We start from the raw sequence: 25,950 nt of genomic DNA on the forward strand, positions 1-25,950 counted from the left end.
ATATTATGCTAAAATCCGCCCCCCTGCGGGGCCATACTCGAACCCGAAGGAAGAAAATGAACATTATTGAAGCTAACGTTGCTACCCCGGACGCTCGCGTCGCCATCACCATCGCGCGTTTCAACAACTTTATCAATGACAGCCTGCTGGAAGGTGCAATTGATGCACTGAAACGTATCGGTCAGGTAAAAGATGAAAACATTACCGTTGTTTGGGTGCCTGGTGCCTATGAGCTGCCGCTGGCGGCGGGTGCACTGGCTAAAACCGGTAAATACGACGCGGTGATTGCGCTGGGTACGGTTATTCGTGGTGGCACTGCCCACTTTGAATATGTCGCTGGTGGTGCAAGCAACGGCCTGGCGCATGTTGCCCAGGACAGCGAAATTCCGGTTGCTTTTGGGGTTCTGACCACTGAAAGCATTGAACAAGCGATCGAACGTGCTGGCACCAAAGCTGGCAACAAAGGTGCAGAAGCTGCACTGACCGCGCTTGAAATGATTAATGTATTGAAAGCCATCAAGGCCTGAAATTAGTAAGGGGAAATCCGTGAAACCTGCTGCTCGTCGCCGCGCTCGTGAGTGTGCCGTCCAGGCGCTCTACTCCTGGCAGTTGTCCCAGAACGACATCGCTGATGTTGAATACCAGTTCCTGGCTGAACAGGATGTAAAAGACGTTGACGTCCTGTACTTCCGTGAGCTGCTGGCCGGGGTGGCGACTAACACCGCATACCTCGACGGACTGATGAAGCCATACCTGTCCCGCCTGCTGGAAGAACTGGGCCAGGTAGAAAAAGCAGTACTGCGCATTGCGCTGTACGAGCTGTCTAAACGTAGCGATGTGCCATACAAAGTGGCCATTAACGAAGCGATCGAACTGGCGAAATCGTTCGGCGCAGAAGACAGCCATAAGTTCGTCAACGGCGTACTCGATAAAGCAGCACCTGTGATTCGCCCTAACAAAAAGTGATATCCAGGCCGGTAGATTCACGGAAGACCGTTCCGCGATCGCCGGCCTTTTCTTTTTTACCTGCTGAGGCATAACGTATGGCATGTGGCGAGTTCTCCCTGATTGCCCGTTATTTTGACCGTGTAAGAAGTTCTCGTCTTGATGTCGAACTGGGCATTGGCGACGATTGCGCACTTCTCAATATCCCCGAGAAACAGACCCTGGCGATCAGCACTGATACGCTGGTGGCGGGCAACCACTTCCTCCCTGATATCGATCCTGCTGATCTGGCTTATAAAGCACTGGCGGTGAACCTAAGCGATCTGGCTGCGATGGGGGCCGATCCGGCCTGGCTGACGCTGGCATTAACCTTACCGGACGTCGACGAAGCGTGGCTTGAGTCCTTCAGCGACAGTTTGTTTGATCTTCTCAATTATTACGATATGCAACTCATTGGCGGCGATACCACGCGTGGGCCATTATCAATGACGCTGGGTATCCACGGCTTTGTTCCGATGGGACGAGCCTTAACGCGCGCTGGGGCGAAACCGGGTGACTGGATCTATGTGACCGGTACACCGGGCGATAGCGCCGCCGGGCTGGCGATTTTGCAAAACCGTTTGCAGGTTGCCGATGTTAAAGATGCGGACTACTTGATCAAACGTCATCTCCGTCCATCTCCGCGTATTTTACAGGGACAGGCACTGCGCGATCTGGCAAATTCAGCTATCGATCTCTCTGACGGTCTGATTTCCGATCTCGGGCATATCGTGAAAGCCAGCGACTGCGGCGCAAGTATTGACCTGGCATTGCTGCCGTTTTCTGATGCGCTTTCTCGCCATGTTGAACCGGAACAGGCGCTGCGCTGGGCGCTCTCTGGCGGTGAAGATTACGAGTTGTGTTTCACGGTGCCGGAACTGAACCGTGGCGCGCTGGATGTGGCTCTCGGACATCTGGGCGTACCGTTTACCTGTATCGGGCAAATGACCGCCGATATCGAAGGGCTTTGTTTTATTCGTGACGGCGAACCTGTCACGTTCGACTGGAAAGGATATGACCATTTTGCCACGCCATAAAGATGTCGCGAAAAGTCGCCTGAAGATGAGTAATCCGTGGCATCTGCTTGCTGTCGGATTCGGAAGTGGATTAAGCCCAATCGTTCCTGGCACGATGGGATCGCTGGCGGCGATTCCGTTCTGGTATCTGATGACCTTTTTGCCCTGGCAGCTCTATTCGCTGGTGGTGATGCTGGGGATCTGTATCGGCGTCTATCTTTGTCATCAAACGGCGAAAGACATGGGCGTGCACGATCACGGCAGCATTGTCTGGGACGAATTTATTGGTATGTGGATCACGCTCATGGCGCTGCCGACCAATGACTGGCAGTGGGTCGCCGCCGGGTTTGTGATTTTCCGTATCCTGGATATGTGGAAACCGTGGCCGATCCGCTGGTTTGACCGCAATGTACATGGCGGCATGGGGATCATGATCGACGATATTGTCGCCGGGGTAATTTCCGCAGGCATCCTGTACTTTATCGGTCATCACTGGCCGCTGGGTATTCTTTAATGCCATTGACCGGGAGGTGTAGGCGATTCCAGACCACCCGGTTTGATTTATAAATGAACAGTGCCCCAATTTTGGGGCACTCTGTTAAAGTAAAACCCGACATCACCGAATATATTATACGGCGATATTTTAAGGTGTATCTTTGTCACTCATAATTCACGTACACTCAAATATCGTCAGTCGACGAACTCATAATAATTGCTCATATTCTCTGACTGTTGCCGAAAAATATCATCAAAGTTATCCTTAATGGTTTGGTTTATAGTGTTGAATAAATTTTTAGAAAGTTCATCTATTTTGTCTTGAATCTTTGGTTTTATTTCATCTTGAATTTCACGGGTAACCAAAAGTTGGTCCAATTGATCATCCATTTTGTATTTTGCAATTAATTGTGCAGTTAAAGGTATTTTCTTTAAATAATCATTTTTTGTTATTTTATACTGGTCGATAAAATATTGTCTGGCTTGTTCTTGTTTATAGTTAAAAATCTCATTGTATTTTTTTCTGCTTATTTTTCCTTCAAGATTCATTGCTTGATTGAATATGCTCTTTAAATGCTGATTATAGAAAATAAAATTATCAATATCTTGTATTATTTTAGTGGTTGTTGATTTTTCATCAAATTTTAATGACTCAGGGTTTTTATCTGATTCAATATAGTCAAGAATAATTTTTGCTAATGGGCTAATATCTTTTTCTTCTGTTGATTCTGCTTCTGCTTTTAATATCGGATTAAAAAGGTCGGTACGGTAAAGTTTCGTGCCTTTCATCCTGACGATGTCAGGAAGAATAGTGTTTGAAAGATTAGCCTCGCTAAAGTCCACATTTTGGCAATCACTTTCTGATAAATCTGCCCAATTGAAAGTGGTTTTAACACAGGAGCAGTTAGTTAGAATCATCCCTTTCGTTTCATTCCCATGTGATTTCTGATAAGTTATCCTTTGTATTATTTGATCTGCTTCTGGATATTGCATCTCAGGTTCTTTTTCTTTACCATATATCACCGCATTATCAAGAATTGCGCCAGTGCAATTCATATTTGTTAGATCGCATTTGATAAATCTACAACTGTTAAAATTCGCATTTGTACAATTCGTATTTGTAAACTTGACGCTATCAAAATAAGTATGTTCGAAGTTGACATTTGAGCAGTTACAGTTTCCCAGATCTATACCGAAATCTATATCGGGATCTTTATTGGGATCTTTACCGGAAATATTGCTGTGTGCTAGATATAGACCGCTGAAATCGTAATATCCATTGTCATCCTTTTCTATTGGGAGTGAATAAGTCTTTACTACCTCGTTAACAATAGAGATAGTTCCACGTATCATCAGATTTTCTCCGACTTTATAAAAAATAATGTTATGTTTGATGGTGCTGTTGTATGGCTCTGGCAATGAGGATGCAATTTTATTCCAGAAACAACAAAGCGTGGTCTGCTTTTGTTTGGGCGAGAGGTTATCAAATTTCAGGTTTAAATATGAGTCTAAATCTGACGATGCATCTATATTAAAATTGGGATCTGGAGATGACGCTGAATTATAATTTAGAACTGACAATGTATTGATGTATTTATGAATCGATTTAAATGCTTTTTGTTTATCACTGCCCAGAAAAAAATCACGAATTTTGTTCCATAGCCTTTCGATAAGATTTTGATTTAAATCGTGCTTCATTGAGTTTCTTAAATCTGCAACCGGTACATCAGTAAACAGGATCGGTTGTTTGGTGATAGTTTTCATCATGATTGTAATCCTCTTACGTTGACTAAATAAGACAGTTTTAGGGAGTATTACCTGGAGAAACTATCAAAAATCGCTCAAAGGGATGAAGATGATGAATAGCTGCAAACTCATTCACGAAGAATTTCTCTTGCAGAGGTGGATTATGGTTACAGAAGATGATGGGAGGTACGTTGTCCCCATCATCGCAGACGATGGGGAATTCAGCAGATAAAATGGCTGAAAAGCGAAATTTACTTAAATCCTACTACCGGATGCGGTTTATACGGCGTTTCCAGTTCAGCAATCTGTTCCGGCTTCAAGGTGATATCCACCGCGTTCAGCAGCTCATCAAGCTGTTCTTCCCGCGAAGTTCCGATAATCGGTGCGGCAATGCCCGGTTTACTCAACAACCAGGCCAGCGCAACTTGTGCTCGTGTTGCACCCAGTTCTTCACTGACGCCCGTTAACCGCTCTGCGATCTGCGCGTCATTTTCATCGCTTTCTTTATAGAGATTTTTCCCCACCTCATCAGACACCAGTCGTGCGGTAGTTTCTCCCCACGGACGTGTCAGACGACCCCGCGCCAGCGGGCTCCATGGAATCACCGCTACGCCCTCCTGGTAACACAGTGGCAGCATCTCGCGCTCTTCTTCTCGATAAATCAGATTGTAGTGATCCTGCATACTGACAAACTGCGCCCAGCCGTGCTGTTTTTGTAGTTCCAGTGCCTGAGCAAACTGCGAAGCGTGCATGGATGACGCGCCGATATAACGCGCTTTCCCGGCTTTTACCACGTCGTTGAGGGCTTCCAGCGTCTCTTCGATCGGCGTGTTGTAATCCCAGCGATGAATTTGCAGGATATCGACATAATCCATGCCGAGACGGCGCAGGCTGTCGTCGATAGAGCGCAATATTTGCGCACGGGATAATCCTTCCGGCAAATCACCAACGCGATGGAACACTTTGGTGGCAACGACCACGTCTTCACGACGGGCGAAATCCCGCAGTGCGCGACCAACGATCCCTTCGCTGCTGCCATCGGAATAGCTATTGGCGGTATCAAAGAAATTTATGCCGCCTTCCAGCGCGCGTTTAATGATGGGACGGCTGCTTTCTTCCGGCAGTGTCCATGCGTGATTACCACGATCTGGCTCGCCAAAGGTCATACAGCCGAGGCAAAGTCGGGAAACGCGAAGGTCGGTTTTTCCTAAGGGGTTGTATTGCATGCTGCCACTCCTGCCATGAATAATTTCTTAAGCATAGCAGGAGTAGAGTAGGGATTATGCCAGCCAGGCCTTGATTTTGGCTTCCATACCGGCGGCATCGAGGCCGAGTTCGGCGCGCATTTCTTCCTGTGTTCCTTGTGGAATAAAGAAGTCAGGCAGGCCAATGTTCAGCACGGGTACTGGTTTACGATGGGCCATCAGCACTTCGTTCACTCCGCTGCCTGCGCCGCCCATAATGGCGTTTTCTTCTACGGTGACCAGCGCTTCATGGCTGGCGGCCATTTCCAGAATTAACGCTTCATCAAGCGGTTTCACAAAACGCATATCGACCAGCGTAGCGTTCAGCGATTCAGCGACTTTCGCCGCTTCTGGCATCAGCGTACCAAAGTTAAGGATCGCCAGTTTCTCGCCACGACGCTTCACAATGCCTTTGCCAATTGGCAGTTTTTCCAGCGGCGTCAGTTCCACGCCAACCGCGTTGCCACGCGGGTAGCGTACCGCTGACGGGCCATCGTTATAGTGATAGCCGGTATAGAGCATCTGGCGACATTCGTTTTCATCGCTCGGGGTCATAATGACCATTTCCGGAATACAGCGCAGGTAAGAGAGATCAAAAGCGCCCTGGTGGGTTTGACCATCAGCACCAACAATGCCCGCGCGGTCGATGGCGAACAGGACCGGGAGTTTTTGAATCGCCACGTCATGCAGCACCTGATCATAGGCGCGTTGCAGGAAGGTGGAGTAGATCGCGACAATGGGTTTGTACCCACCAATCGCCAGACCCGCAGCAAAGGTCACTGCGTGTTGCTCGGCAATTGCCACATCGAAGTAGCGATCCGGGAATTTACGTGAAAACTCGACCATGCCGGAACCTTCACGCATCGCCGGAGTAATCGCCATCAGCTTGTTATCTTTCGCTGCCGTTTCGCACAACCAGTCGCCAAAGATTTTTGAATAGCTTGGTAAACCGCCGCTACTTTTCGGCAAACAACCGCTGGAGGGATCAAATTTAGGCACGGCGTGGAAGGTGATTGGGTCTTTTTCTGCCGGTTCATAACCACGACCTTTTTTGGTCATGATATGCAGGAACTGCGGGCCTTTCAGGTCGCGCATGTTCTTAAGCGTGGTGATAAGCCCCAGCACATCGTGACCGTCAACCGGGCCGATGTAGTTAAAGCCCAGCTCTTCAAACAACGTGCCAGGCACCACCATGCCTTTAATATGTTCTTCGGTACGTTTGAGCAGCTCTTTAATGGGGGGCACGCCAGAGAAAACTTTTTTCCCGCCTTCGCGCAGTGAAGAGTAAAGCTTACCGGAAAGCAGCTGCGCCAGATGGTTGTTGAGCGCGCCAACATTTTCGGAAATCGACATTTCATTGTCGTTGAGAACCACCAGCATATCAGGACGGATATCGCCCGCGTGATTCATCGCTTCAAACGCCATGCCAGCGGTAATCGCACCGTCGCCAATCACACAAACGGTGCGGCGATTTTTGCCTTCTTTTTCGGCAGCGACCGCAATACCAATTCCGGCACTGATGGAGGTTGATGAATGCCCGACGCTTAATACGTCATATTCGCTTTCGCCGCGCCACGGGAACGGGTGCAGACCGCCTTTCTGACGGATGGTGCCGATCTTGTCGCGGCGTCCGGTCAAAATTTTATGCGGATAAGCCTGATGCCCCACATCCCAAATCAATTGGTCAAACGGGGTGTTGTAGACATAGTGCAGCGCCACGGTCAGTTCGACCGTGCCCAGCCCGGAGGCGAAGTGCCCGCTGGAACGGCTCACGCTGTCGAGTAAATAGCGGCGCAGTTCGTCGCAGAGTTTCGGTAAACTCTCTTTCGGCAACAGTCGTAACTCCTGGGTGGAGTCGACCAGTGCCAGGGTCGGGTATTTGGCAATATCAAAACTCATCAGGGGCCTATTAATACTTATTGTTTATTTATTACGCTGGATGATGTAGTCCGCTAGCGCTTCCAGTGCCGAGGTATCGAGTGACTGCTCAGCCAGTTGTTTCAGCGACTGACGGGCATCGTCGATCAGATCCCGGGCTTTCTTCCGGGCTTGCTCAAGACCCAGAAGTGCAGGGTAGGTACTTTTACCAAGTTGCTGGTCGGCACCCTGGCGTTTTCCCAACGTTGCAGTATCTCCTACCACATCCAGGATGTCATCCTGAACCTGGAAGGCAAGGCCGATGCTCTCTGCGTACTTGTCGAGTACTGGCAGAGCACGACGTCCTTTATCTCCGGCGCTTAATGCACCAAGGCGAACGGCGGCGCGAATCAATGCGCCGGTTTTATGACGATGAATACGCTCAAGCGCGTCCAGAGGTACGTGTTTGCCTTCCGCGTCTAAATCTAATGCCTGACCACCGCACATTCCGGCAATACCGCTGGCGCTCGCCAGTTCTGAAATCATCGAAATTCTGTCGCGATCCGACACTTCCGGCATATCGGCATCGCTTAAAATCGAGAACGCCAGCGTTTGTAAAGCGTCACCAGCGAGAATCGCGTTTGCTTCGCCAAACTTCACATGGCAGGTTGGCAAACCGCGACGCAGATCGTCATCATCCATTGCCGGTAAATCATCATGAATTAATGAGTAAGCGTGGATACACTCTACGGCGGCAGCGGGCGCGTCCAGCGTGTTTGTGCTAACGCCGAACATATGACCGGTGGCATAAACCAGGAAAGGTCGCAGGCGCTTACCACCTAATAATGCGCCATACTGCATGGTTTCGACCACGGGAGTGTTCTGAAAGGGCAGTGGGGCGATAAAACGGCTCAGCGCCTGGTTGGCCTGCTTAACGCAGGCTTCGAGTTGCTGCGGAAAGTCCATTACTCATTGTCCGGTGTAAAAGGGGTTAGAGAGGCGTCTTCATTGTCAGACAGCAGAATTTGTACGCGCTGTTCGGCTTGTTGTAATTTGGCCTGCCCCTGACGTGCCAGCTGCACGCCGCGTTCGAACTCGTTCAGCGCCTCTTCCAGCGGCAGGTCACCACTTTCCAGACGGGTTACAATCTGTTCCAGCTCGCTCAGCGCCTTTTCAAAGCTGGCGGGCGCCTCATTTTTCTTCGGCATAATGAATGTCTGACTCTCAATATTTTTCGCCCCGTCATGGTAACGGACTCAGGGCAAATAGCAAATAACGCGCAATGGTAAGGTGATGTGCGCAGCAAAGCGATGTTAGTGGTATACTTCCGCGCCTGGATGCAGCCGCAGGTGTGGGCTGCTGTATTTTTCCCTATACAAGTCGCTTAAGGCTTGCCAACGAACCATTGCCGCCATGAAGTTTATCATTAAATTGTTCCCGGAAATCACCATCAAAAGCCAATCTGTGCGCTTGCGCTTTATAAAAATCCTTACCGGGAACATTCGTAACGTTTTAAAGCACTATGATGAGACGCTCGCTGTCGTCCGCCACTGGGATAACATCGAGGTTCGCGCAAAAGATGAAAACCAGCGTCTGGCTATTCGCGACGCCCTGACCCGTATTCCGGGTATCCACCATATTCTCGAAGTCGAAGACGTGCCGTTTACCGACATGCACGATATTTTCGAGAAAGCGTTGGTTCAGTATCGCGATCAGCTGGAAGGGAAAACCTTCTGCGTACGCGTGAAGCGCCGTGGCAAACATGATTTTAGCTCGATTGATGTGGAACGTTACGTCGGCGGCGGTTTAAATCAGCATATTGAATCCGCGCGCGTGAAGCTGACCAATCCGGATGTGACTGTCCATCTGGAAGTGGAAGACGATCGTCTCCTGCTGATTAAAGGTCGCTACGAAGGTATTGGCGGTTTCCCGATCGGCACCCAGGAAGATGTGCTGTCGCTCATTTCCGGTGGTTTCGACTCCGGTGTTTCCAGTTATATGTTGATGCGTCGCGGCTGCCGCGTGCATTACTGCTTCTTTAACCTCGGCGGCGCGGCGCATGAAATTGGCGTGCGTCAGGTGGCACATTATCTGTGGAACCGCTTTGGCAGCTCCCACCGCGTGCGTTTTGTCGCTATTAATTTCGAGCCGGTCGTCGGGGAAATTCTCGAGAAAATCGACGACGGTCAGATGGGCGTTATCCTCAAACGTATGATGGTGCGTGCCGCGTCTAAAGTGGCTGAACGTTACGGCGTACAGGCGCTGGTCACCGGCGAAGCACTGGGCCAGGTGTCCAGCCAGACGCTGACTAACCTGCGCCTGATTGATAACGTCTCCGACACGCTGATCCTGCGTCCGCTGATTTCTTACGACAAAGAGCACATCATCAACCTGGCTCGCCAGATTGGCACTGAAGACTTTGCCCGCACGATGCCCGAATATTGCGGTGTGATCTCCAAAAGCCCGACGGTGAAAGCGGTTAAATCGAAGATTGAAGCGGAAGAAGAGAAGTTCGACTTCAGCATTCTCGATAAAGTGGTTGAGGAAGCGAATAACGTTGATATCCGCGAAATCGCCCAGCAGACCGAGCAGGAAGTGGTGGAAGTGGAAACCGTCAATGGCTTCGGCCCGAACGACGTGATCCTCGATATCCGTTCTATCGATGAACAGGAAGATAAGCCGCTGAAAGTCGAAGGGATTGATGTGGTTTCTCTGCCGTTCTATAAACTGAGCACCAAATTTGGCGATCTCGACCAGAACAAAACCTGGCTGCTGTGGTGTGAGCGCGGGGTGATGAGCCGCCTGCAGGCGCTCTATCTGCGCGAGCAGGGCTTTAACAATGTGAAGGTATATCGCCCGTAATTTGTGTTTTTTACGTCGCATCTGGTCAGATGCGACGTTTGCCGCATCCGACACTACTCGTAATAATTATAAATCCCTGCCGCCATCACCAGTTGTGATGCCACTTCATGGGCTTTTTCACGCCCAACCAGCAGGTCGATAATTTTCAGACCAAAGTCGATAGCTGTACCCGGCCCCTGACTGGTCAGCAATTTTACCCGTGCATCCCAGACGACGCGCTTGTCCTGCCATTGTTCGGCGGGTATTTTGTCTTTCAGCGTCGGGAAGCCGGTCATATTGCCAATCGGGAAGATATCGTGCGGGACCAGCACGGTGGCTGGTGCGGCGCAAATAGCCGCGACGATACGCCCGGAACGGTGGAACTGTTTAATGGTTTCAACCAGCAGGGTGCTATCGCGAAAACACTCTGCGCCTTTAATGCCTCCAGGCAGCACGATCACGTCATATTCGCCATCAGCTACTTCGACCAGCGGCGCATCCGCCAGCAGCTTCACGCCGCGCGAGCAGGTAATCGCCAGGTTACCATCGCTGGCGACGCTGGCAGTGGTGACTTTGATACCGCCGCGAACCAGCAGATCGATAGTGGTGACGGCTTCAGTCTCTTCACTACCAGGGGCGAGGCAAACCAGTGCCGATGCGCTCATATTCACTCTCCTTTCTTTTTACCATTTCAAACAGGCGGGTGTTTTCCGGTACGGCAATCCCATGCGCGCGGGCGCGGCGTAAGAGAAAACCATTGATATAGTCGATTTCGGTGTGGCGCAGCGCGCGGATATCCTGCAACATCGACGAGATATTTTCCGCTGTGGCATCAATCACCTGCATCACGTAATCACGCAAATCTTCTGCTGAAGTATGATGCCCTTCGCGTTCGATTACTGCCGCGACTTCTTCGCATATCTGCATAATTTCTTGCGGATGATGACGTAATTCACCATTCGGGCAATTCCAGATGGCGGTCAGTGGATTAATCACACAGTTGACTGCCAGCTTGCGCCACAGCTCGGCGCGAATATTGTTATGCCACGCGACGTCAGGTAACACGGTTTGCAAAATATCCGCCAGATAACTGTAATCGCCGTCCTGTTGCCGTGCCGGACCAATATGCGTGATTCCGTTTGCCACATGAATAATGACATTGCCGTCGCGGCGGGCGGCATGGGTGGTGGTGCCCATCAGTAATGGCTGCTGAATGTTTTGCAACTCTTCGATGGTGCCCATGCCGTTGTGAATTAACAGTATTGGCGTAGTTACAGGCAGTGTGGACGCGAGGCTTTTGACGGCATCGGAAACCTGCCATGCTTTCAGCGTCACCAGGAGCAGATCGCTGGTGGCGAGAAAATCGGGATCGTTGGCGGTCAGCGATTCGTTAAATATCGAACCATCTGTCTCAACCAGATTCACACTACAATAAGGTTGTGGTACGCGCAGCCAGCCCTGAACCTCGTGACCCTGTTTACAAAGTGCTGTAAGCCATAATTGCCCTAAGGCACCGCATCCCAATACGGTAATTTTCATTGTTCCTCCTCACCCGCAACCACTCCGGGTGTTCAATAAGGCTATCCCTTAATTGTGCATGCTGTTGCGACTATGCACAATTAAGGGATACGTCCTGGTGCAGGACTGTTGGTTATTTAACTTTGCAGGTATTATGCTTCGCATCAAAAATGAAGGGAGAGGAAAAGATGCCATCTTTCGATATTGTCTCTGAAGTTGATCTTCAGGAAGCACGTAACGCGGTCGATAACGCGAGCCGCGAAGTGGAGTCCCGTTTTGACTTCCGTAATGTTGAAGCCTCATTTGAGCTGAACGACGCCAGCAAAACCATCAAAGTGTTGAGCGAGTCCGATTTCCAGGTCAATCAGTTGCTGGATATTCTGCGTGCCAAGCTGCTGAAGCGCGGCATTGAAGGCAGTTCACTGGATGTACCGGAAAATATCGTTCATAGCGGTAAAACCTGGTTTGTGGAAGCGAAACTGAAACAGGGCATTGAGAGCGCGACCCAGAAGAAAATCGTCAAGATGATCAAAGACAGCAAACTGAAAGTGCAGGCGCAAATTCAGGGTGATGAGATCCGCGTAACGGGTAAATCTCGTGATGATTTGCAGGCTGTCATGGCGATGGTACGTGGTGGCGATCTCGGTCAGCCGTTCCAGTTCAAAAACTTCCGCGATTAATCGCGACAATGTGCGTTTTGTTCATGCCGAATGCAGCATGAACAGCTAATTCGGCCTACAACGATTTGTAACTCAGGAACTTTGTAGGCCTGGTAAGCGTAGCGCAGCAGGCAATTCGCCTCGTTTTTTATGCCTGACGAATTGCCTGTTCAACCTCAAAGCGATTCGTCACTTTGCTGTCGATTTTCACATAAGCTGAATGTTCTTCTTCTGCAATCAACACTTCTTTGACGCCCGCGGTTTCCAGCAAACGCACTTTTAACGCCTCGTTTGCGGCAATGTCCGCCGGGATTTCAATGCGCAAGCTGCTGACATACGGCGGTTCTTTCATGGTACTGGCGACTGCCAGCCACACTGCGGCCAGCATTGCGCCAGCGAGAAATACTCCCTGACCGTCAAACATGCCGTCAATCCAGCCGCCCAGCGAACCGCCAATCGCCACGCCAAGAAACTGGCTGGTGGAGTAAACACCCATCGCCGTACCTTTGTAACCTGCTGGCGACTCTTTACTGATAAGTGAAGGCAGAAGGGCTTCCATCAAATTAAACGCTACAAAGAAAAGCTGCACGCCGACCACCAGTTGCCAGAACTGCGTTTGTGCGTTCCACAACACAATTTCCGCAACCACGATCAACCCAACGCAGAAGACAAAGACTTGCTTCATTTTGCGCTTAACTTCAGCGTAGATAATGAAAGGCACGACCGAGCCAAAGGCGATTAGCATTGTCGCCAGATAGACCTTCCAGTGTTCAGCCGCCGGGAACCCCGCATCAGCCAGTTGTCCGGGCAGGGCAACAAACGTCGACATCAGCAAAATATGCAGACACATAATGCCAAAGTTGAGTTTCAGCAGCCGCGGTTCCGCCAGCACTTTACTGAAACTGCCTTTCACCATTCCGGACTCACGATTAAGTACGTGAGTGCTACTGTTGGGCACAACCCAAATGGTCAACGCAATGCCGGTCGTTGCCAGAATAGCGATCATCCAGAACAGCGCGTGCAGCCCAAGTTTGTGAGTGATGATCGGGCCAAGCACCATCGCAATGGCAAAGGTAATGCCAAAGCTCACGCCGATAAACGCCATTGCTTTGGTGCGGTTTTGTTCGCGCGTGAGATCGGAAAGCAGCGCCATAACGGCAGCGGCAATCGCACCGGAGCCTTGTAGCGCCCGGCCCAGAATAATTCCCCAGATGGAGTCAGAGAGCGCAGCGATAACGCTACCGGCGGCAAACACTGCCAGCCCACCGACAATTAATGGTTTGCGACCAATGCGGTCGGAAAGCAGGCCAAACGGAATCTGAAAAACGGCCTGAGTCAGACCATAAATACCAATGGCAATACCGATTAATGCTTCGCTGGCACCTTGCAGAGCCATGCCGTACGTGGTCAGAACCGGCAGAACCATAAACATGCCCAGCATGCGCAACGAGAATACGGTCCCTAAACCCCAGGTCGCGCGCCGCTCACCTGGCGTCATTTTATAATCGTTCATTACCACCTCTGTTTTAAATTCGCGACTAGTGTAAAGCGGCAAACGAATGGGGTAAACATACGGATTTTTTAGTAAATATTTCGAGAGGGATATGTTTCTAATGCTAAGAAAAAAGGTGCCGCAGCACCTTTTTAACTGAGAGGTTGTATTACCACACAGCAGCCAGCAGCGTATGCGAATCCGGCACCATAAAATCAACGGACATCATCACCGAGAGGGCAGTGATGGCGATGATAGAGAAGCCGAACAGCTTGCGCGCCCAGATTCTGTCATCAGCAACTTTATAACCGCGCAGGGCCATACCTAACCACCAGACGCTAACCGCCGCGGCGACTACCAGATATTTATACCCAGCGTAACCGCCAAGAGAGAGCATCAGCGTGGCAACGGCAAAGGCGATGATATACAGCGTGATGTGATTCTTCGCCACCGAAATGCCTTTTACCACTGGCAATACCGGAATGTTTGCCGCCTGGTAATCCTTAAAGCGGAAAATGGCGATGGCATAGGAGTGAGGCATCTGCCACAGACTGAAGATAGCAAGCAGGATCGCTGCGCCACTATCGAACTCGCCGGTTACTGCACAGTAGCCGATCACCGGCGGCGCAGCGCCGGAGAGCGAACCAATCAATGTGCCGTAGACTGAGTGGCGTTTCATGTACAGGCTATAAACGCCGACGTAAACCACAAAGCCCATCACCCCCAGCCAGCAGGCCAGCGGATTCGCGCCAAACCACAGCAGCATAAAGCCAGCAATACCCAGCAAGGTGGCGTACACCAGCGAGACAGCAGGAGAGATCAGGCCTTTAACCAGCACCCGATTCTTCGTCCTTTCCATCTTTCTGTCGATATCCCTGTCGATGTAGTTGTTAAACACACAACCCGACGCCACAACCAGTGACACCCCAACCAGCGTGTAGATAAACAGGGGATAATCAATGCGGCCCTTTGAGGCCAGCAGGAATCCCCCAATCACCGAGATCAGGTTGCCAAAGATGATGCCTGGTTTCGTTACTTGCAGGTATTGCTTAAACATCATAACCGCCGCTCTTAGTGCATCATCATGTTGTAGTTAAGGTTCCACATAATCCAGATGGAGCCTACAACCAGGATAGCGATGATTAGCACGGTGAAGACAAACGCCGTCATGTTCCAGCCTTCATCTGATTTGGTATTCATGTGCAGGAAGCACACCAGATGCACCAGAACCTGTACCACTGCCATTGCCAGGATTGTTCCCAGAATTACGGCCGGAGAGGCAGCCCCTGTCATCACCATCCAGAACGGAATCACCGTCAGAATGATCGACAGGATAAAGCCTGTCATGTAGGTTTTTACGCTGCCATGGGACGCGCCGCTGTGATCGGTAGAATGACTCATTACATCGCCCCCATCAGATAAACAACAGTGAACACACAGATCCAAACCACATCCAGGAAGTGCCAGAACAGGCTCAGGCACATGATGCGGGTACGGTTAGTGCTGGTCAGGCCGCGACGGGCGATTTGCACCATCAACACCGCCATCCAGATAAGACCGGAAGTGACGTGCAGACCGTGCGTGCCGACCAACGCAAAGAACGCTGACAGGAAGCCGCTGCGATCCGGACCCATGCCGTTAACAATCAGGTGATGGAATTCATAGATTTCCATCCCGATAAATCCGGCACCAAACAACCAGGTCAACGCCAGCCAGGAGATAACCTGGCTTTTGTTGTTTTTGTACATGGCGATAGCCGCCATGCCGTAGGTGATGGAGCTGAACAACAGCAAGAAAGTTTCAACCAGAACGAACGGCAGTTCGAAAATGTCCTTACCTGTCGGGCCGCCTGCGGTGCCGTTAACCAGAACGGCATAGGTAGCAAACAAGATAGAGAACAGAATGCAGTCGCTCATCAGGTAGATCCAAAATCCGAAGATTTTGGTTCCGCCTGCATCGTGGTGCCCGTGTTCGTGCGCGTGGGCAGTCGCGTGCGTCAAAGTATCAGTTGCCATTTTTCAGCCCTGCCTTAGTAATCTCATCGAAATGCTGGTTTTCCAGTTTTTCGATTTCTGCCACCGGCACGTAGTAATCCACGTCCTCGTCGAAGCTTTTCACGATCCAGGTGATGATCATGCCTGCGAAGCCAACAATCGCCAGCCACCAGATATGCCAGATCATGGCGAAACCGAAGATGGTGGAGAAAGCTGCAATGACGATACCTGCACCGCTGTTTTTCGGCATATGAATTTCTTCATAGTGGTCAGGCTTTTTGTACGCTTCGCCTTTCTCTTTCATTTCCCAGAATGCATCACGCTCGTGAACGTGCGGCACAACGGCAAAGTTATAGAACGGAGGCGGGGAAGAGGTTGCCCACTCCAGCGTACGGCCACCCCACGGGTCGCCAGTCAGGTCACGGTTCTGGTCGCGGTCACGAATAGAAACGTACATCTGAATAACGAGGCAGAGAATACCCAGCGCAATCAGTACTGCACCGCTGGCTGCAATCATCAGCATGGTGTGGAACTGCGGGTCAATCTGCTGGCTCAAACGACGGGTCATGCCCATGAAGCCCAGCGCATACAGCGGCATAAAGGCAACGAAGAAGCCGATGATCCAGAACCAGAACGCGCGTTTACCCCAGGTTTCGTTCAGTTTGAAACCGAACGCTTTAGGCCACCAGTAGGTCATCCCTGCGAAGCAGCCGAAGACCACGCCGCCGATGATCACGTTATGGAAGTGCGCAATCAGGAACAGGCTGTTATGCAGAACGAAGTCCGCGCCCGGTACTGCCAGCAGCACGCCAGTCATCCCGCCCACCGAGAAGGTGACGATAAAACCGATAGTCCACAGCATCGCAGAATGGAACACGATGCGGCCCTGATACATGGTGAACAGCCAGTTGAAGATCTTCACCCCGGTCGGGATGGCGATAATCATGGTGGTGATACCAAAGAAGGCGTTTACGTTCGCGCCCGCACCCATCGTAAAGAAGTGGTGCAGCCAGACGATGAACGACAGCACGGTGATACAGACGGTTGCCCATACCAGCGAGGTATAACCAAACAGACGTTTACGCGAGAAGGTTGCCGCAATTTCGGAGAACACACCGAAAACAGGCAGGATCAGGATGTAAACTTCCGGGTGGCCCCAGGCCCAAATCAGGTTGATGTACATCATCATGTTGCCACCCATATCGTTGGTAAAGAAATGGGTGCCCAGATAGCGATCCAGGGTCAACAACGCGACGGTAACCGTCAGAATTGGGAAGGAAGCAATAATCAGAACGTTCGCGCACAGTGATGCCCAGGTAAATACTGGCATCTTGAACATGGTCATGCCCGGTGCGCGCATCTTCAGAATGGTAACGAAGAAGTTGATACCGGTTAGCGTCGTACCTATACCGGATAGCTGGAGACTCCATATCCAGTAATCGACACCGACTCCCGGACTGTACTCTATTCCCGATAGCGGTGGATAGGCCAGCCAGCCGGTCTGCGCAAATTCGCCCACGCCGAGAGAAACGTTAACCAGAATCACACCAACAACGGTAAACCAGAAGCTTAGGTTGTTGAGGAACGGGAACGCAACGTCACGCGCGCCGATCTGCAGCGGAACCACCAGGTTCATCAGACCGATAACGAAAGGCATCGCCACGAAGAAGATCATAATCACGCCGTGCGCGGTGAAGATCTGATCGTAGTGGTGAGGTGGCAGGAAGCCCGCTTCGCCCGCCGAGGCAAGAGCCTGCTGGCTACGCATCATAATGGCGTCAGCAAAACCACGCAGCAACATCACAATCGCCACGATGATATACATGATACCGAGGCGTTTATGGTCGACGGAGGTCAGCCACTCTTTCCACAGGTAGGTCCACTTACCGAAGTAAGTGATCAGGCCAACGAGCGCCAGACCTCCCAAAATAATGCCAGCGATCGTAACCATGACGATAGGTTCATGGAACGGGACTGCATCAAGTGATAATTTTCCGAACATCTTTATTCTTCCTCAACCCCTTTAATGGGCGGATTCCGCGTGGCTCATGTCCATGCCTTCCATACCTTCGTGTGCGCTGTGCTCACCTTCTGGCTGGGTCATGTTCATGCTCTTACCGTGAGCCATAAACTTGTTAATCACATCGGCAAACAAGTCTGGTTTCACGTTGGAGAAATATTCCACCTGGTTGTATTCGCTAGGCGCGGCCAGTTTTTCGAACGCTGCCATGTCAGACATGGTGTTCGGCGACTGTTTCGCTTTTGCGACCCACTGGTCGAATGCGGCGCGATCCGGTGTTGCAATAGCTTTGAACTTCATGCCTGAGAAGCCCGGGCCGCTGTAGCTGGCGGAGATACCGTCATAAGTACCGGGTTCGTTGGCGATCAGATGCAGGCGAGTCTGCATACCGGCCATGGCATAAATCTGGCTACCCAAACGCGGAATGAAGAAGGAGTTCATCACGGAGTTGGAGGTCACTTTGAAGTACACCGGAGTGTTCGCCGGGAAAGCGATTTCATTCACGGTAGCAATGCCCTGTTCCGGGTAGATGAAGAACCATTTCCAGTCCATGGAAACCACTTCGATGGTAATGGGCTTCTCGTCGTGTGCCAGCGGCTTGCTAGGCTCAAGAGCGTGAGTGGTTTTCCAGGTCAGTACCGCAAGGAAGATGATGATTAAGATAGGTACCGTCCAGACCACAGCTTCCACTTTATTGGAGTGTGACCAGTTCGGGCTGTACTTAGCATCTTTATTGCTCGCACGGTACTTCCAGGCGAAACCAACAGCCATCAAGATTGCGGGAATAACGACAATCAACATCAGGCCAAATGCCGTCAGTATCAGTGAACGTTGCTCCAGACCAATCTGTCCTTTGGGATCTAACAGCGCAGAATTACAGCCACTGAGCAATACAGTGCCTGCAAATAATGACAACCATCCCAAACTTTTATTGTATTTCCTGAGTCTCATTTAACGACCTCAATTCCACGGGATCTGGTGGCGTTTAAAGTGTGTGGGCATTTTACGGGAAGGTTACATTACTGTAAACATGATTAAATTCCTGTTACTTGGATTTGGCTTCCAGGTCACATATGTTGCAAAACATATCAGGTTGATTTTAAGAAGCTGTTGCAAAAGGGCGTTATAACAAAAGGGGAGTGCAGAAGGAGTCTGGGCGGGCAATTGGTATAACCAATGCGAAATAAAACAATTATTTAACAAATAATTATCATTAAGGTGACAACTGGGTAGTGAGAAAATAAAGACTCATTAGCTGAATCGTGTAAGAAAAATAGAATTCATAAATGGCGTCAATAATTTCCAGACGCTAAGCCGCACAAAAGAACAAATATTAATAAGCGATGCTGATGTTTATTTAGCCGTAATAATTACGGCGAGTGATTACTACAGCTAAATAATATTTACAGATTACGTCAGATGCGTTTTTCGTAGCGCCAGATAATCCAGTAAACCACCAAGCACGACGCCAGAAAGGGCGACTAAAACCCCGACTTCCAGCAGAGCAGGCAGGAAAGAGAAGTGCGTCAAATCCAGCGCGTCCATCGTCAACAGCAGTAACCACACGGCCAACAGGCTGACGCCCGCCGCCAGTGTCCACATGGCAAAGGCATAACCTGCAGGATATTCGGTACGGGAGATAAAGTTGTCATTTACTCGTGTATATTCAAGCGTCTGGCGGCAAACCAGCAGCAAAATAAGCCCTGGTACGGCAGCGGCGACGGAGAACAGATAGAATGTCGACCAGCCGTGTGCTTCAACAAACCAACCCGCCACGGGGCCGACATAAACTCGCCCTACAGCAGAAAGCGCTGAGAGCAGGGCAAATTGAGTAGCGGAAAATGACTTATTACACAGCGTCATTAACAGCGCGACAAAGGCTGATGTACCCATCCCGCCACAGAGGTTTTCGAAAAAGACGGCTGCGCCCATGCTGTAGAGATGCTTATCAGTAATCGACAGCAGCCAGTAACCGGCGTTAGACGCACCTTGTAAAATACCGAAAATTAGCAGCGCCCGGAACAGTGACAGGCGCTGCATCAAAATCCCACCGTACAATGCGCCAACAATGGTCGCCAGTAAGCCAAGCGTTTTGTTAACCACGCCTACTTCACCCGCATCAAACCCGACGCCACGAATCAAAAACGTGGTTGTCAGGCTCATGGCGAATGCGTCGCCCAGCTTATACAGCACGATAAGAAGCAAAATAAGCCAGGCATTATTGCGACCAAAGAAATCTCGCAGAGGTGCAACAACCGCTTGTTCCAGCGTTTTTGGCACAGGAATGGTGTCGGTTGGTTCTGGTGCAAGCAACGTCGCGATAATACAGGGGATCAACAGCGCCGCCATCAACCAGTACATGCCCTGCCAGCCCAGCCATTTATCTGCCAGCCATAGGGCTAAGCCGCCGGAAACCAGCATCCCTAAACGGTAACCCAGCACGCTGATTGCCGCGCCCGCGCCACGTTCTTCTGCCGGGAGCACATCGGTTTTCCACGCATCGAAGACAATATCCTGGGAGGCAGAGCAAAAAGCGATCACCACTGCCAGTGCCGCCATCCAGCGGAGTTGGGTGCCAGGTTCGAGAAAACCCATCGCCGCAATGGCGACTAATAACAGGATTTGCGTGGCGAGCAGCCAACCGCGCCGCCGCCCAAAAAATGGGGGCGTGTAGCGGTCCATCAGCGGTGACCAGAGGAATTTAAAAACGTAAGCCTGGCCTACCAGCGAGAAGAAACCAATGGTTTTGAGGTCGATATTCTCGACCGTCATCCAGGCCTGTAAGGTGCCGGATGTCAGGGCGAGCGGTAGCCCGGAAGCAAAACCCAGGATCAGCAATATGGCTGAACGCGGCTGTTGAAAAATACGTAAATATTGACTGGACATGGGCGTCTACAGGCCCGGCTTGCACCGGGCCAGAGGGCAGAAATTAACGCGCGTTCTGCTTGATGAATTCGTGGATGCTGGTGTCCTGAGACATATCAGCGATGGTATCGGTCAGCACACTGTTAACCGCATCGGCGATATTTTTGTTGGAGGCCTGGAACGCACCTTCAATGTTGTAGCTGGCACGATAGTTCTTGGTCATTTTGTTGCCATTCTGCGCGGTAGCGATGATGGCGATATCCGCTTTGGTCGCGATGTTATAGCGCACGTTGCCCTGGGACACATCAGCATACAGTTGGCTAACGATGATTTGCAGATTAACCGGGCCATTCGGACCGACCATGTAACCACGCGCGGTCATCTGTTTTTCCAGCACTTCTTGCAGCAGGAAACGCAGATCGCGGGAGGCGGTCAGGGTAACGATTTGATTATCGCGGGTGACTTTTGCCAGCGCCTGATCGGTACGCTGATCGGCACCATTAATGCTTACGGTGACGCCCATCAGGCTTGGATCCTGCTGTGGCAGTGTCATCGTCGGGGAAACTTCAATAGTTGTTGGCGGTTTTGCGCATCCTGCAAGCATAAACAGAGCAACTAACGGGAAGAGGATTTTTTTGAACATGTTCGGGCTCTCAGAGACTCTTAAGCGTGTTTGGTAAAAATTCCCGCCATCATAACATTGCCAACGGCGAGGGGAAGTGGGTAAGGCATGTAAATTCATCATGTTGACGAAATAATCGCCCCTGGTAAAAGAAACGCTGATGCGAGGCCTGTGTTTCAATCTTTAAATCAGTAAACTTCATACGCTTGACAGAAAAACCAGGACGAAACCTAAATATTTGTTGTTAAGCTGCAATGGAAACGGTAAAAGCGGCTAGTATTTAAAGGGATGGATGACATCTCAGCGTTGTCGGAGGAGATATTTCATGATGATACGTGAGCGGATAGAAGAAAAATTAAGGGCGGCGTTCCAACCCGTATTCCTCGAAGTAGTGGATGAAAGCTATCGTCACAATGTCCCAGCCGGCTCTGAAAGCCATTTTAAAGTTGTGCTGGTCAGCGATCGTTTTACGGGTGAACGTTTTCTGAATCGTCATCGAATGATTTACAGTACTTTAGCGGAGGAACTCTCTACTACCGTTCATGCGCTGGCTCTGCATACTTACACTATTAAGGAGTGGGAAGGGTTGCAGGACACCGTCTTTGCCTCTCCTCCCTGTCGTGGAGCAGGAAGCATCGCGTAAAAACGCATTTGCAACTGTCGGCGCTTTTCCAGTATGTTGCTAAAGATTTTATGAAAAACGGCCTGCGGGCCGTTTTGTTTTGTCTGGATTTTGCGCTTTTTGCCCAGCATTCAGACGAAAATTGCCCGGGAATTGTGAAAAAATACGCGACAGCGCGCAATAACCGTTCTCGACTCATAAAAGTGATGCCGCTATAATGCCGCGTCCTATTTGAATGCTTTCGGGATGATTCTGGTAACAGGGAATGTGATTGATTATAAGAACATCCCGGTTCCGCGAAGCCAACAACCTGTGCTTGCGGGGTAAGAGTTGACCGAGCACTGTGATTTTTTGAGGTAACAAGATGCAAGTTTCAGTTGAAACCACTCAAGGCCTTGGCCGCCGTGTAACGATTACTATCGCTGCTGACAGCATCGAGACCGCTGTTAAAAGCGAGCTGGTCAACGTTGCGAAAAAAGTACGTATTGACGGCTTCCGCAAAGGCAAAGTGCCAATGAATATCGTTGCTCAGCGTTATGGCGCGTCTGTACGCCAGGACGTTCTGGGTGACCTGATGAGCCGTAACTTCATTGACGCCATCATTAAAGAAAAAATCAATCCGGCTGGCGCACCGACTTATGTTCCGGGCGAATACAAGCTGGGTGAAGACTTCACCTACTCTGTAGAGTTTGAAGTTTATCCGGAAGTTGAACTGCAGGGTCTGGAAGCGATCGAAGTTGAAAAACCGATCGTTGAAGTGACCGACGCTGACGTTGACGGCATGCTGGATACTCTGCGTAAACAGCAGGCGACCTGGAAAGAAAAAGACGGCGCTGTTGAAGCAGAAGACCGCGTAACCATCGACTTCACCGGTTCTGTAGACGGCGAAGAGTTCGAAGGCGGTAAAGCGTCTGATTTCGTACTGGCGATGGGCCAGGGTCGTATGATCCCGGGCTTTGAAGACGGTATCAAAGGCCACAAAGCTGGCGAAGAGTTCACCATCGACGTGACCTTCCCGGAAGAATACCACGCAGAAAACCTGAAAGGTAAAGCAGCGAAATTCGCTATCAACCTGAAGAAAGTTGAAGAGCGTGAACTGCCGGAACTGACTGCAGAATTCATCAAACGTTTCGGCGTTGAAGATGGTTCCGTAGAAGGTCTGCGCGCTGAAGTGCGTAAAAACATGGAGCGCGAGCTGAAGAGCGCCATCCGTAACCGCGTTAAGTCTCAGGCGATCGAAGGTCTGGTAAAAGCTAACGACATCGACGTACCGGCTGCGCTGATCGACAGTGAAATCGACGTTCTGCGTCGTCAGGCTGCACAGCGTTTCGGTGGCAACGAAAAACAAGCTCTGGAACTGCCGCGCGAACTGTTCGAAGAACAGGCTAAACGTCGCGTAGTTGTTGGCCTGCTGCTGGGCGAAGTTATCCGCACCAACGAGCTGAAAGCTGACGAAGAGCGCGTGAAAGGCCTGATCGAAGAGATGGCTTCTGCGTACGAAGATCCGAAAGAAGTTATCGAGTTCTACAGCAAAAACAAAGAACTGATGGACAACATGCGCAATGTTGCTCTGGAAGAACAGGCTGTTGAAGCTGTACTGGCGAAAGCGAAAGTGACTGAAAAAGAAACCACTTTCAACGAGCTGATGAACCAGCAGGCGTAATTTACGCAGCATAACGCGCTAAATTCGCACAAAGGCCCGTCACCGCCAGGTGGTGGGCTTTTTTTTTGTCATGAATTTTGCATGGAACCGTGCGAAAAGCCTCTTTCGGTGTTAGCGTAACAACAAAAGATTGTTATGCTTGAAATATGGTGATGCCGTACCCATAACACAGGGACTAGCTGATAATCCGTCCATAAGGTTACAATCGGTACAGCAGGTTTTTTCAATTTTATCCAGGAGACGGAAATGTCATACAGCGGCGAACGAGATAACTTTGCACCCCATATGGCGCTGGTGCCGATGGTCATTGAACAGACCTCACGTGGTGAGCGCTCTTTTGATATCTATTCTCGTCTACTTAAGGAACGCGTCATTTTTCTGACTGGCCAGGTTGAAGACCACATGGCTAACCTGATTGTGGCGCAGATGCTGTTCCTGGAAGCAGAAAACCCAGAAAAAGATATCTATCTGTACATCAACTCCCCAGGCGGGGTGATTACTGCCGGGATGTCTATCTATGACACCATGCAGTTTATCAAGCCTGATGTCAGCACCATCTGTATGGGCCAGGCGGCTTCGATGGGCGCTTTCTTGCTGACTGCAGGGGCAAAAGGTAAACGTTTCTGCCTGCCGAATTCGCGCGTGATGATTCACCAGCCGTTGGGCGGCTACCAGGGCCAGGCGACCGATATCGAAATTCATGCCCGTGAAATTCTGAAAGTTAAAGGACGCATGAATGAACTTATGGCGCTTCATACGGGTCAATCATTAGAACAGATTGAACGTGATACCGAGCGCGATCGCTTCCTTTCCGCCCCTGAAGCGGTGGAATACGGTCTGGTCGATTCGATTCTGACCCATCGTAATTGATGCCAGAGGCGCAACTGTGCCGCTATACTTATCCAGGGCGGCACAACGCTGTAAGCGGCTTGCGCCTGAGAATGGCATTTGCGTCGTCGTGTGCGGCACAAAGAACAAAGAAGAGGTTTTGACCCATGACAGATAAACGCAAAGATGGCTCAGGCAAATTGCTGTATTGCTCTTTTTGCGGCAAAAGCCAGCATGAAGTGCGCAAGCTGATTGCCGGTCCATCCGTGTATATCTGCGACGAATGTGTTGATTTATGTAACGACATCATTCGCGAAGAGATTAAAGAAGTTGCACCGCATCGTGAACGCAGTGCGCTACCGACGCCGCATGAAATTCGTAACCACCTGGACGATTACGTTATCGGCCAGGAACAGGCGAAAAAAGTGCTGGCGGTCGCGGTATACAACCACTACAAACGTCTGCGCAACGGCGATACCAGCAATGGTGTCGAGTTGGGCAAAAGTAACATTCTGCTGATCGGTCCGACCGGTTCCGGTAAAACGCTGCTGGCCGAAACGCTGGCGCGCCTGCTGGACGTCCCGTTCACCATGGCCGACGCAACCACGCTGACCGAAGCCGGTTATGTGGGCGAAGACGTTGAAAACATCATTCAGAAGCTGTTGCAGAAGTGCGATTACGACGTACAGAAAGCGCAGCGCGGGATTGTCTACATCGATGAAATCGACAAGATTTCTCGTAAGTCAGACAACCCGTCCATTACCCGAGACGTTTCCGGTGAAGGCGTACAGCAGGCACTGTTGAAACTGATCGAAGGTACGGTAGCTGCTGTTCCGCCGCAAGGTGGGCGTAAACATCCGCAGCAGGAATTCTTGCAGGTTGATACCTCTAAGATCCTGTTTATTTGTGGCGGTGCGTTTGCCGGTCTGGATAAAGTGATTTCCCATCGTGTAGAAACCGGCTCCGGCATTGGTTTTGGCGCGACGGTAAAAGCGAAGTCCGACAAAGCAAGCGAAGGCGAGCTGCTGGCGCAGGTTGAACCGGAAGATCTGATCAAGTTTGGTCTTATCCCTGAGTTTATTGGTCGTCTGCCGGTTGTCGCAACGTTGAATGAACTGAGCGAAGAAGCTCTGATTCAGATCCTCAAAGAGCCGAAAAACGCCCTGACCAAGCAGTATCAGGCGCTGTTTAATCTGGAAGGCGTGGATCTGGAATTCCGTGACGAGGCGCTGGATGCTATCGCTAAGAAAGCGATGGCGCGTAAAACCGGTGCCCGTGGCCTGCGTTCCATCGTAGAAGCCGCACTGCTCGATACCATGTACGATCTGCCGTCCATGGAAGACGTCGAAAAAGTGGTTATCGACGAATCGGTAATTGATGGTCAAAGCAAGCCGTTGCTGATTTATGGCAAGCCGGAAGCGCAACAGGCATCTGGTGAATAATTAACCATTCCCATACAATTAGTTAACCAAAAAGGGGGGATT

25 protein-coding genes are annotated in these 25,950 nt (G+C 50.6%); 10 read left to right on the top strand and 15 right to left on the bottom strand.

Annotation, left to right across the window (positions count from 1 at the left end):
• Positions 1–56 precede the first annotated feature (56 nt).
• The 4 genes from ribE to pgpA all read left to right on the top strand — a co-directional run bounded on the left by ribE (position 57) and on the right by pgpA (position 2,514).
• Entirely contained in the window at positions 57–527 is a 471-nt protein-coding gene (gene ribE / locus ACJHYD_RS22245) for a 6,7-dimethyl-8-ribityllumazine synthase (protein WP_001021161.1), read from the top strand.
• Between the two features lie 19 nt (positions 528–546).
• Positions 547–966 (top strand): transcription antitermination factor NusB, encoded by a 420-nt coding sequence (gene nusB / locus ACJHYD_RS22250; protein ID WP_000801125.1) that lies wholly within the window; start codon positions 547–549, stop codon positions 964–966.
• Between the two features lie 77 nt (positions 967–1,043).
• Positions 1,044–2,021: a thiamine-phosphate kinase gene (gene thiL / locus ACJHYD_RS22255; protein ID WP_001550726.1), complete on the top strand. Its 978-nt coding sequence runs from the start codon at positions 1,044–1,046 to the stop codon at positions 2,019–2,021.
• The gene (pgpA, locus tag ACJHYD_RS22260; RefSeq protein WP_000154043.1) at positions 1,999–2,514 is read left to right on the top strand and encodes a phosphatidylglycerophosphatase A; all 516 of its coding nucleotides are present in this window, start codon (positions 1,999–2,001) and stop codon (positions 2,512–2,514) included. Before thiL ends, pgpA begins: the two co-directional genes overlap by 23 nt.
• Before the next feature lie 176 nt (positions 2,515–2,690).
• Here pgpA and ACJHYD_RS22265 read toward each other — a convergent pair whose 3' ends face one another.
• From ACJHYD_RS22265 to xseB, 5 genes are all read right to left on the bottom strand, one after another.
• Entirely contained in the window at positions 2,691–4,262 is a 1,572-nt protein-coding gene (locus tag ACJHYD_RS22265) for a pentapeptide repeat-containing protein (RefSeq protein WP_001550728.1), read from the bottom strand.
• Between the two features lie 230 nt (positions 4,263–4,492).
• Positions 4,493–5,467: a 1-deoxyxylulose-5-phosphate synthase YajO gene (yajO, locus tag ACJHYD_RS22270; RefSeq protein WP_001550729.1), complete on the bottom strand. Its 975-nt coding sequence runs from the start codon at positions 5,465–5,467 to the stop codon at positions 4,493–4,495.
• A gap of 54 nt (positions 5,468–5,521) precedes the next feature.
• Positions 5,522–7,384, bottom strand: coding sequence for a 1-deoxy-D-xylulose-5-phosphate synthase (dxs, locus tag ACJHYD_RS22275; protein WP_000006815.1), 1,863 nt, complete (start codon positions 7,382–7,384; stop codon positions 5,522–5,524).
• A 24-nt stretch (positions 7,385–7,408) separates the two neighbouring features.
• Positions 7,409–8,308: a (2E,6E)-farnesyl diphosphate synthase gene (ispA, locus tag ACJHYD_RS22280; protein ID WP_000347217.1), complete on the bottom strand. Its 900-nt coding sequence runs from the start codon at positions 8,306–8,308 to the stop codon at positions 7,409–7,411.
• Positions 8,308–8,550: an exodeoxyribonuclease VII small subunit gene (gene xseB, locus ACJHYD_RS22285; RefSeq protein ID WP_001124935.1), complete on the bottom strand. Its 243-nt coding sequence runs from the start codon at positions 8,548–8,550 to the stop codon at positions 8,308–8,310. The genes ispA and xseB overlap by 1 nt, the downstream gene beginning before the upstream one ends.
• Positions 8,551–8,755: 205 nt before the next feature.
• On the opposite strand from xseB, the gene ACJHYD_RS22290 reads away from it, so the two are divergent.
• Positions 8,756–10,204 (top strand): tRNA 4-thiouridine(8) synthase ThiI, encoded by a 1,449-nt coding sequence (locus ACJHYD_RS22290; RefSeq protein ID WP_000668662.1) that lies wholly within the window; start codon positions 8,756–8,758, stop codon positions 10,202–10,204.
• 53 nt (positions 10,205–10,257) lie between these two features.
• Here the strand turns inward: ACJHYD_RS22290 and yajL are convergent, their stop codons facing one another.
• Together yajL and panE are read right to left on the bottom strand one after the other, a co-directional pair.
• The gene (gene yajL / locus ACJHYD_RS22295) at positions 10,258–10,848 is read right to left on the bottom strand and encodes a protein deglycase YajL (RefSeq protein WP_001550730.1); all 591 of its coding nucleotides are present in this window, start codon (positions 10,846–10,848) and stop codon (positions 10,258–10,260) included.
• Positions 10,811–11,722 (bottom strand): 2-dehydropantoate 2-reductase, encoded by a 912-nt coding sequence (gene panE, locus ACJHYD_RS22300; RefSeq protein WP_000705865.1) that lies wholly within the window; start codon positions 11,720–11,722, stop codon positions 10,811–10,813. Before panE ends, yajL begins: the two co-directional genes overlap by 38 nt.
• Positions 11,723–11,889: 167 nt before the next feature.
• On the opposite strand from panE, the gene yajQ reads away from it, so the two are divergent.
• Positions 11,890–12,381, top strand: a complete 492-nt coding sequence (gene yajQ / locus ACJHYD_RS22305; RefSeq protein WP_001138904.1) for a nucleotide binding protein YajQ — start codon at positions 11,890–11,892, stop codon at positions 12,379–12,381.
• Positions 12,382–12,508: 127 nt separating this feature from the next.
• On the opposite strand, the gene ACJHYD_RS22310 is transcribed toward yajQ, so the two are convergent.
• From ACJHYD_RS22310 to ACJHYD_RS22345, 8 genes are all read right to left on the bottom strand, one after another.
• Positions 12,509–13,873 (bottom strand): MFS transporter, encoded by a 1,365-nt coding sequence (locus ACJHYD_RS22310; protein ID WP_001000953.1) that lies wholly within the window; start codon positions 13,871–13,873, stop codon positions 12,509–12,511.
• Between the two features lie 148 nt (positions 13,874–14,021).
• On the bottom strand, positions 14,022–14,912 hold the full coding sequence (gene cyoE, locus ACJHYD_RS22315) for a heme o synthase (RefSeq protein ID WP_000971326.1): 891 nt from the start codon (positions 14,910–14,912) through the stop codon (positions 14,022–14,024).
• A gap of 11 nt (positions 14,913–14,923) precedes the next feature.
• On the bottom strand, positions 14,924–15,253 hold the full coding sequence (locus ACJHYD_RS22320; RefSeq protein WP_000019869.1) for a cytochrome o ubiquinol oxidase subunit IV: 330 nt from the start codon (positions 15,251–15,253) through the stop codon (positions 14,924–14,926).
• Positions 15,253–15,867 (bottom strand): cytochrome o ubiquinol oxidase subunit III, encoded by a 615-nt coding sequence (locus ACJHYD_RS22325; protein WP_000179819.1) that lies wholly within the window; start codon positions 15,865–15,867, stop codon positions 15,253–15,255. The genes ACJHYD_RS22320 and ACJHYD_RS22325 overlap by 1 nt, the downstream gene beginning before the upstream one ends.
• On the bottom strand, positions 15,857–17,848 hold the full coding sequence (gene cyoB / locus ACJHYD_RS22330) for a cytochrome o ubiquinol oxidase subunit I (RefSeq protein ID WP_000467180.1): 1,992 nt from the start codon (positions 17,846–17,848) through the stop codon (positions 15,857–15,859). The genes ACJHYD_RS22325 and cyoB overlap by 11 nt, the downstream gene beginning before the upstream one ends.
• 21 nt (positions 17,849–17,869) lie before the next feature.
• A complete protein-coding gene (gene cyoA, locus ACJHYD_RS22335) occupies positions 17,870–18,817 on the bottom strand; it encodes a cytochrome o ubiquinol oxidase subunit II (RefSeq protein ID WP_001550732.1) in 948 nt (315 codons plus the stop codon).
• A gap of 459 nt (positions 18,818–19,276) precedes the next feature.
• Entirely contained in the window at positions 19,277–20,752 is a 1,476-nt protein-coding gene (gene ampG / locus ACJHYD_RS22340) for a muropeptide MFS transporter AmpG (protein ID WP_000098438.1), read from the bottom strand.
• A gap of 43 nt (positions 20,753–20,795) precedes the next feature.
• Positions 20,796–21,374, bottom strand: coding sequence for a lipoprotein (locus tag ACJHYD_RS22345; RefSeq protein WP_001550733.1), 579 nt, complete (start codon positions 21,372–21,374; stop codon positions 20,796–20,798).
• Between the two features lie 304 nt (positions 21,375–21,678).
• On the opposite strand from ACJHYD_RS22345, the gene bolA reads away from it, so the two are divergent.
• The 4 genes from bolA (at position 21,679) to clpX (ending at position 25,908) form a co-directional block, all read left to right on the top strand.
• Positions 21,679–21,996, top strand: a complete 318-nt coding sequence (gene bolA / locus ACJHYD_RS22350) for a transcriptional regulator BolA (RefSeq protein WP_000973448.1) — start codon at positions 21,679–21,681, stop codon at positions 21,994–21,996.
• Positions 21,997–22,339: 343 nt separating this feature from the next.
• Positions 22,340–23,638: a trigger factor gene (tig, locus tag ACJHYD_RS22355; protein WP_001198386.1), complete on the top strand. Its 1,299-nt coding sequence runs from the start codon at positions 22,340–22,342 to the stop codon at positions 23,636–23,638.
• 246 nt (positions 23,639–23,884) lie between these two features.
• Complete coding sequence (gene clpP, locus ACJHYD_RS22360; protein WP_000122253.1) at positions 23,885–24,508, top strand: ATP-dependent Clp endopeptidase proteolytic subunit ClpP; 624 nt, start codon at positions 23,885–23,887, stop codon at positions 24,506–24,508.
• Between the two features lie 125 nt (positions 24,509–24,633).
• Positions 24,634–25,908: an ATP-dependent protease ATP-binding subunit ClpX gene (gene clpX / locus ACJHYD_RS22365; protein WP_000130305.1), complete on the top strand. Its 1,275-nt coding sequence runs from the start codon at positions 24,634–24,636 to the stop codon at positions 25,906–25,908.
• The last annotated feature ends 42 nt before the right edge of the window (positions 25,909–25,950 follow it).

The sequence above is a fragment of the Escherichia sp. WS1368 genome (genome assembly GCF_046487485.1).
GTDB lineage: Bacteria > Pseudomonadota > Gammaproteobacteria > Enterobacterales > Enterobacteriaceae > Escherichia > Escherichia coli.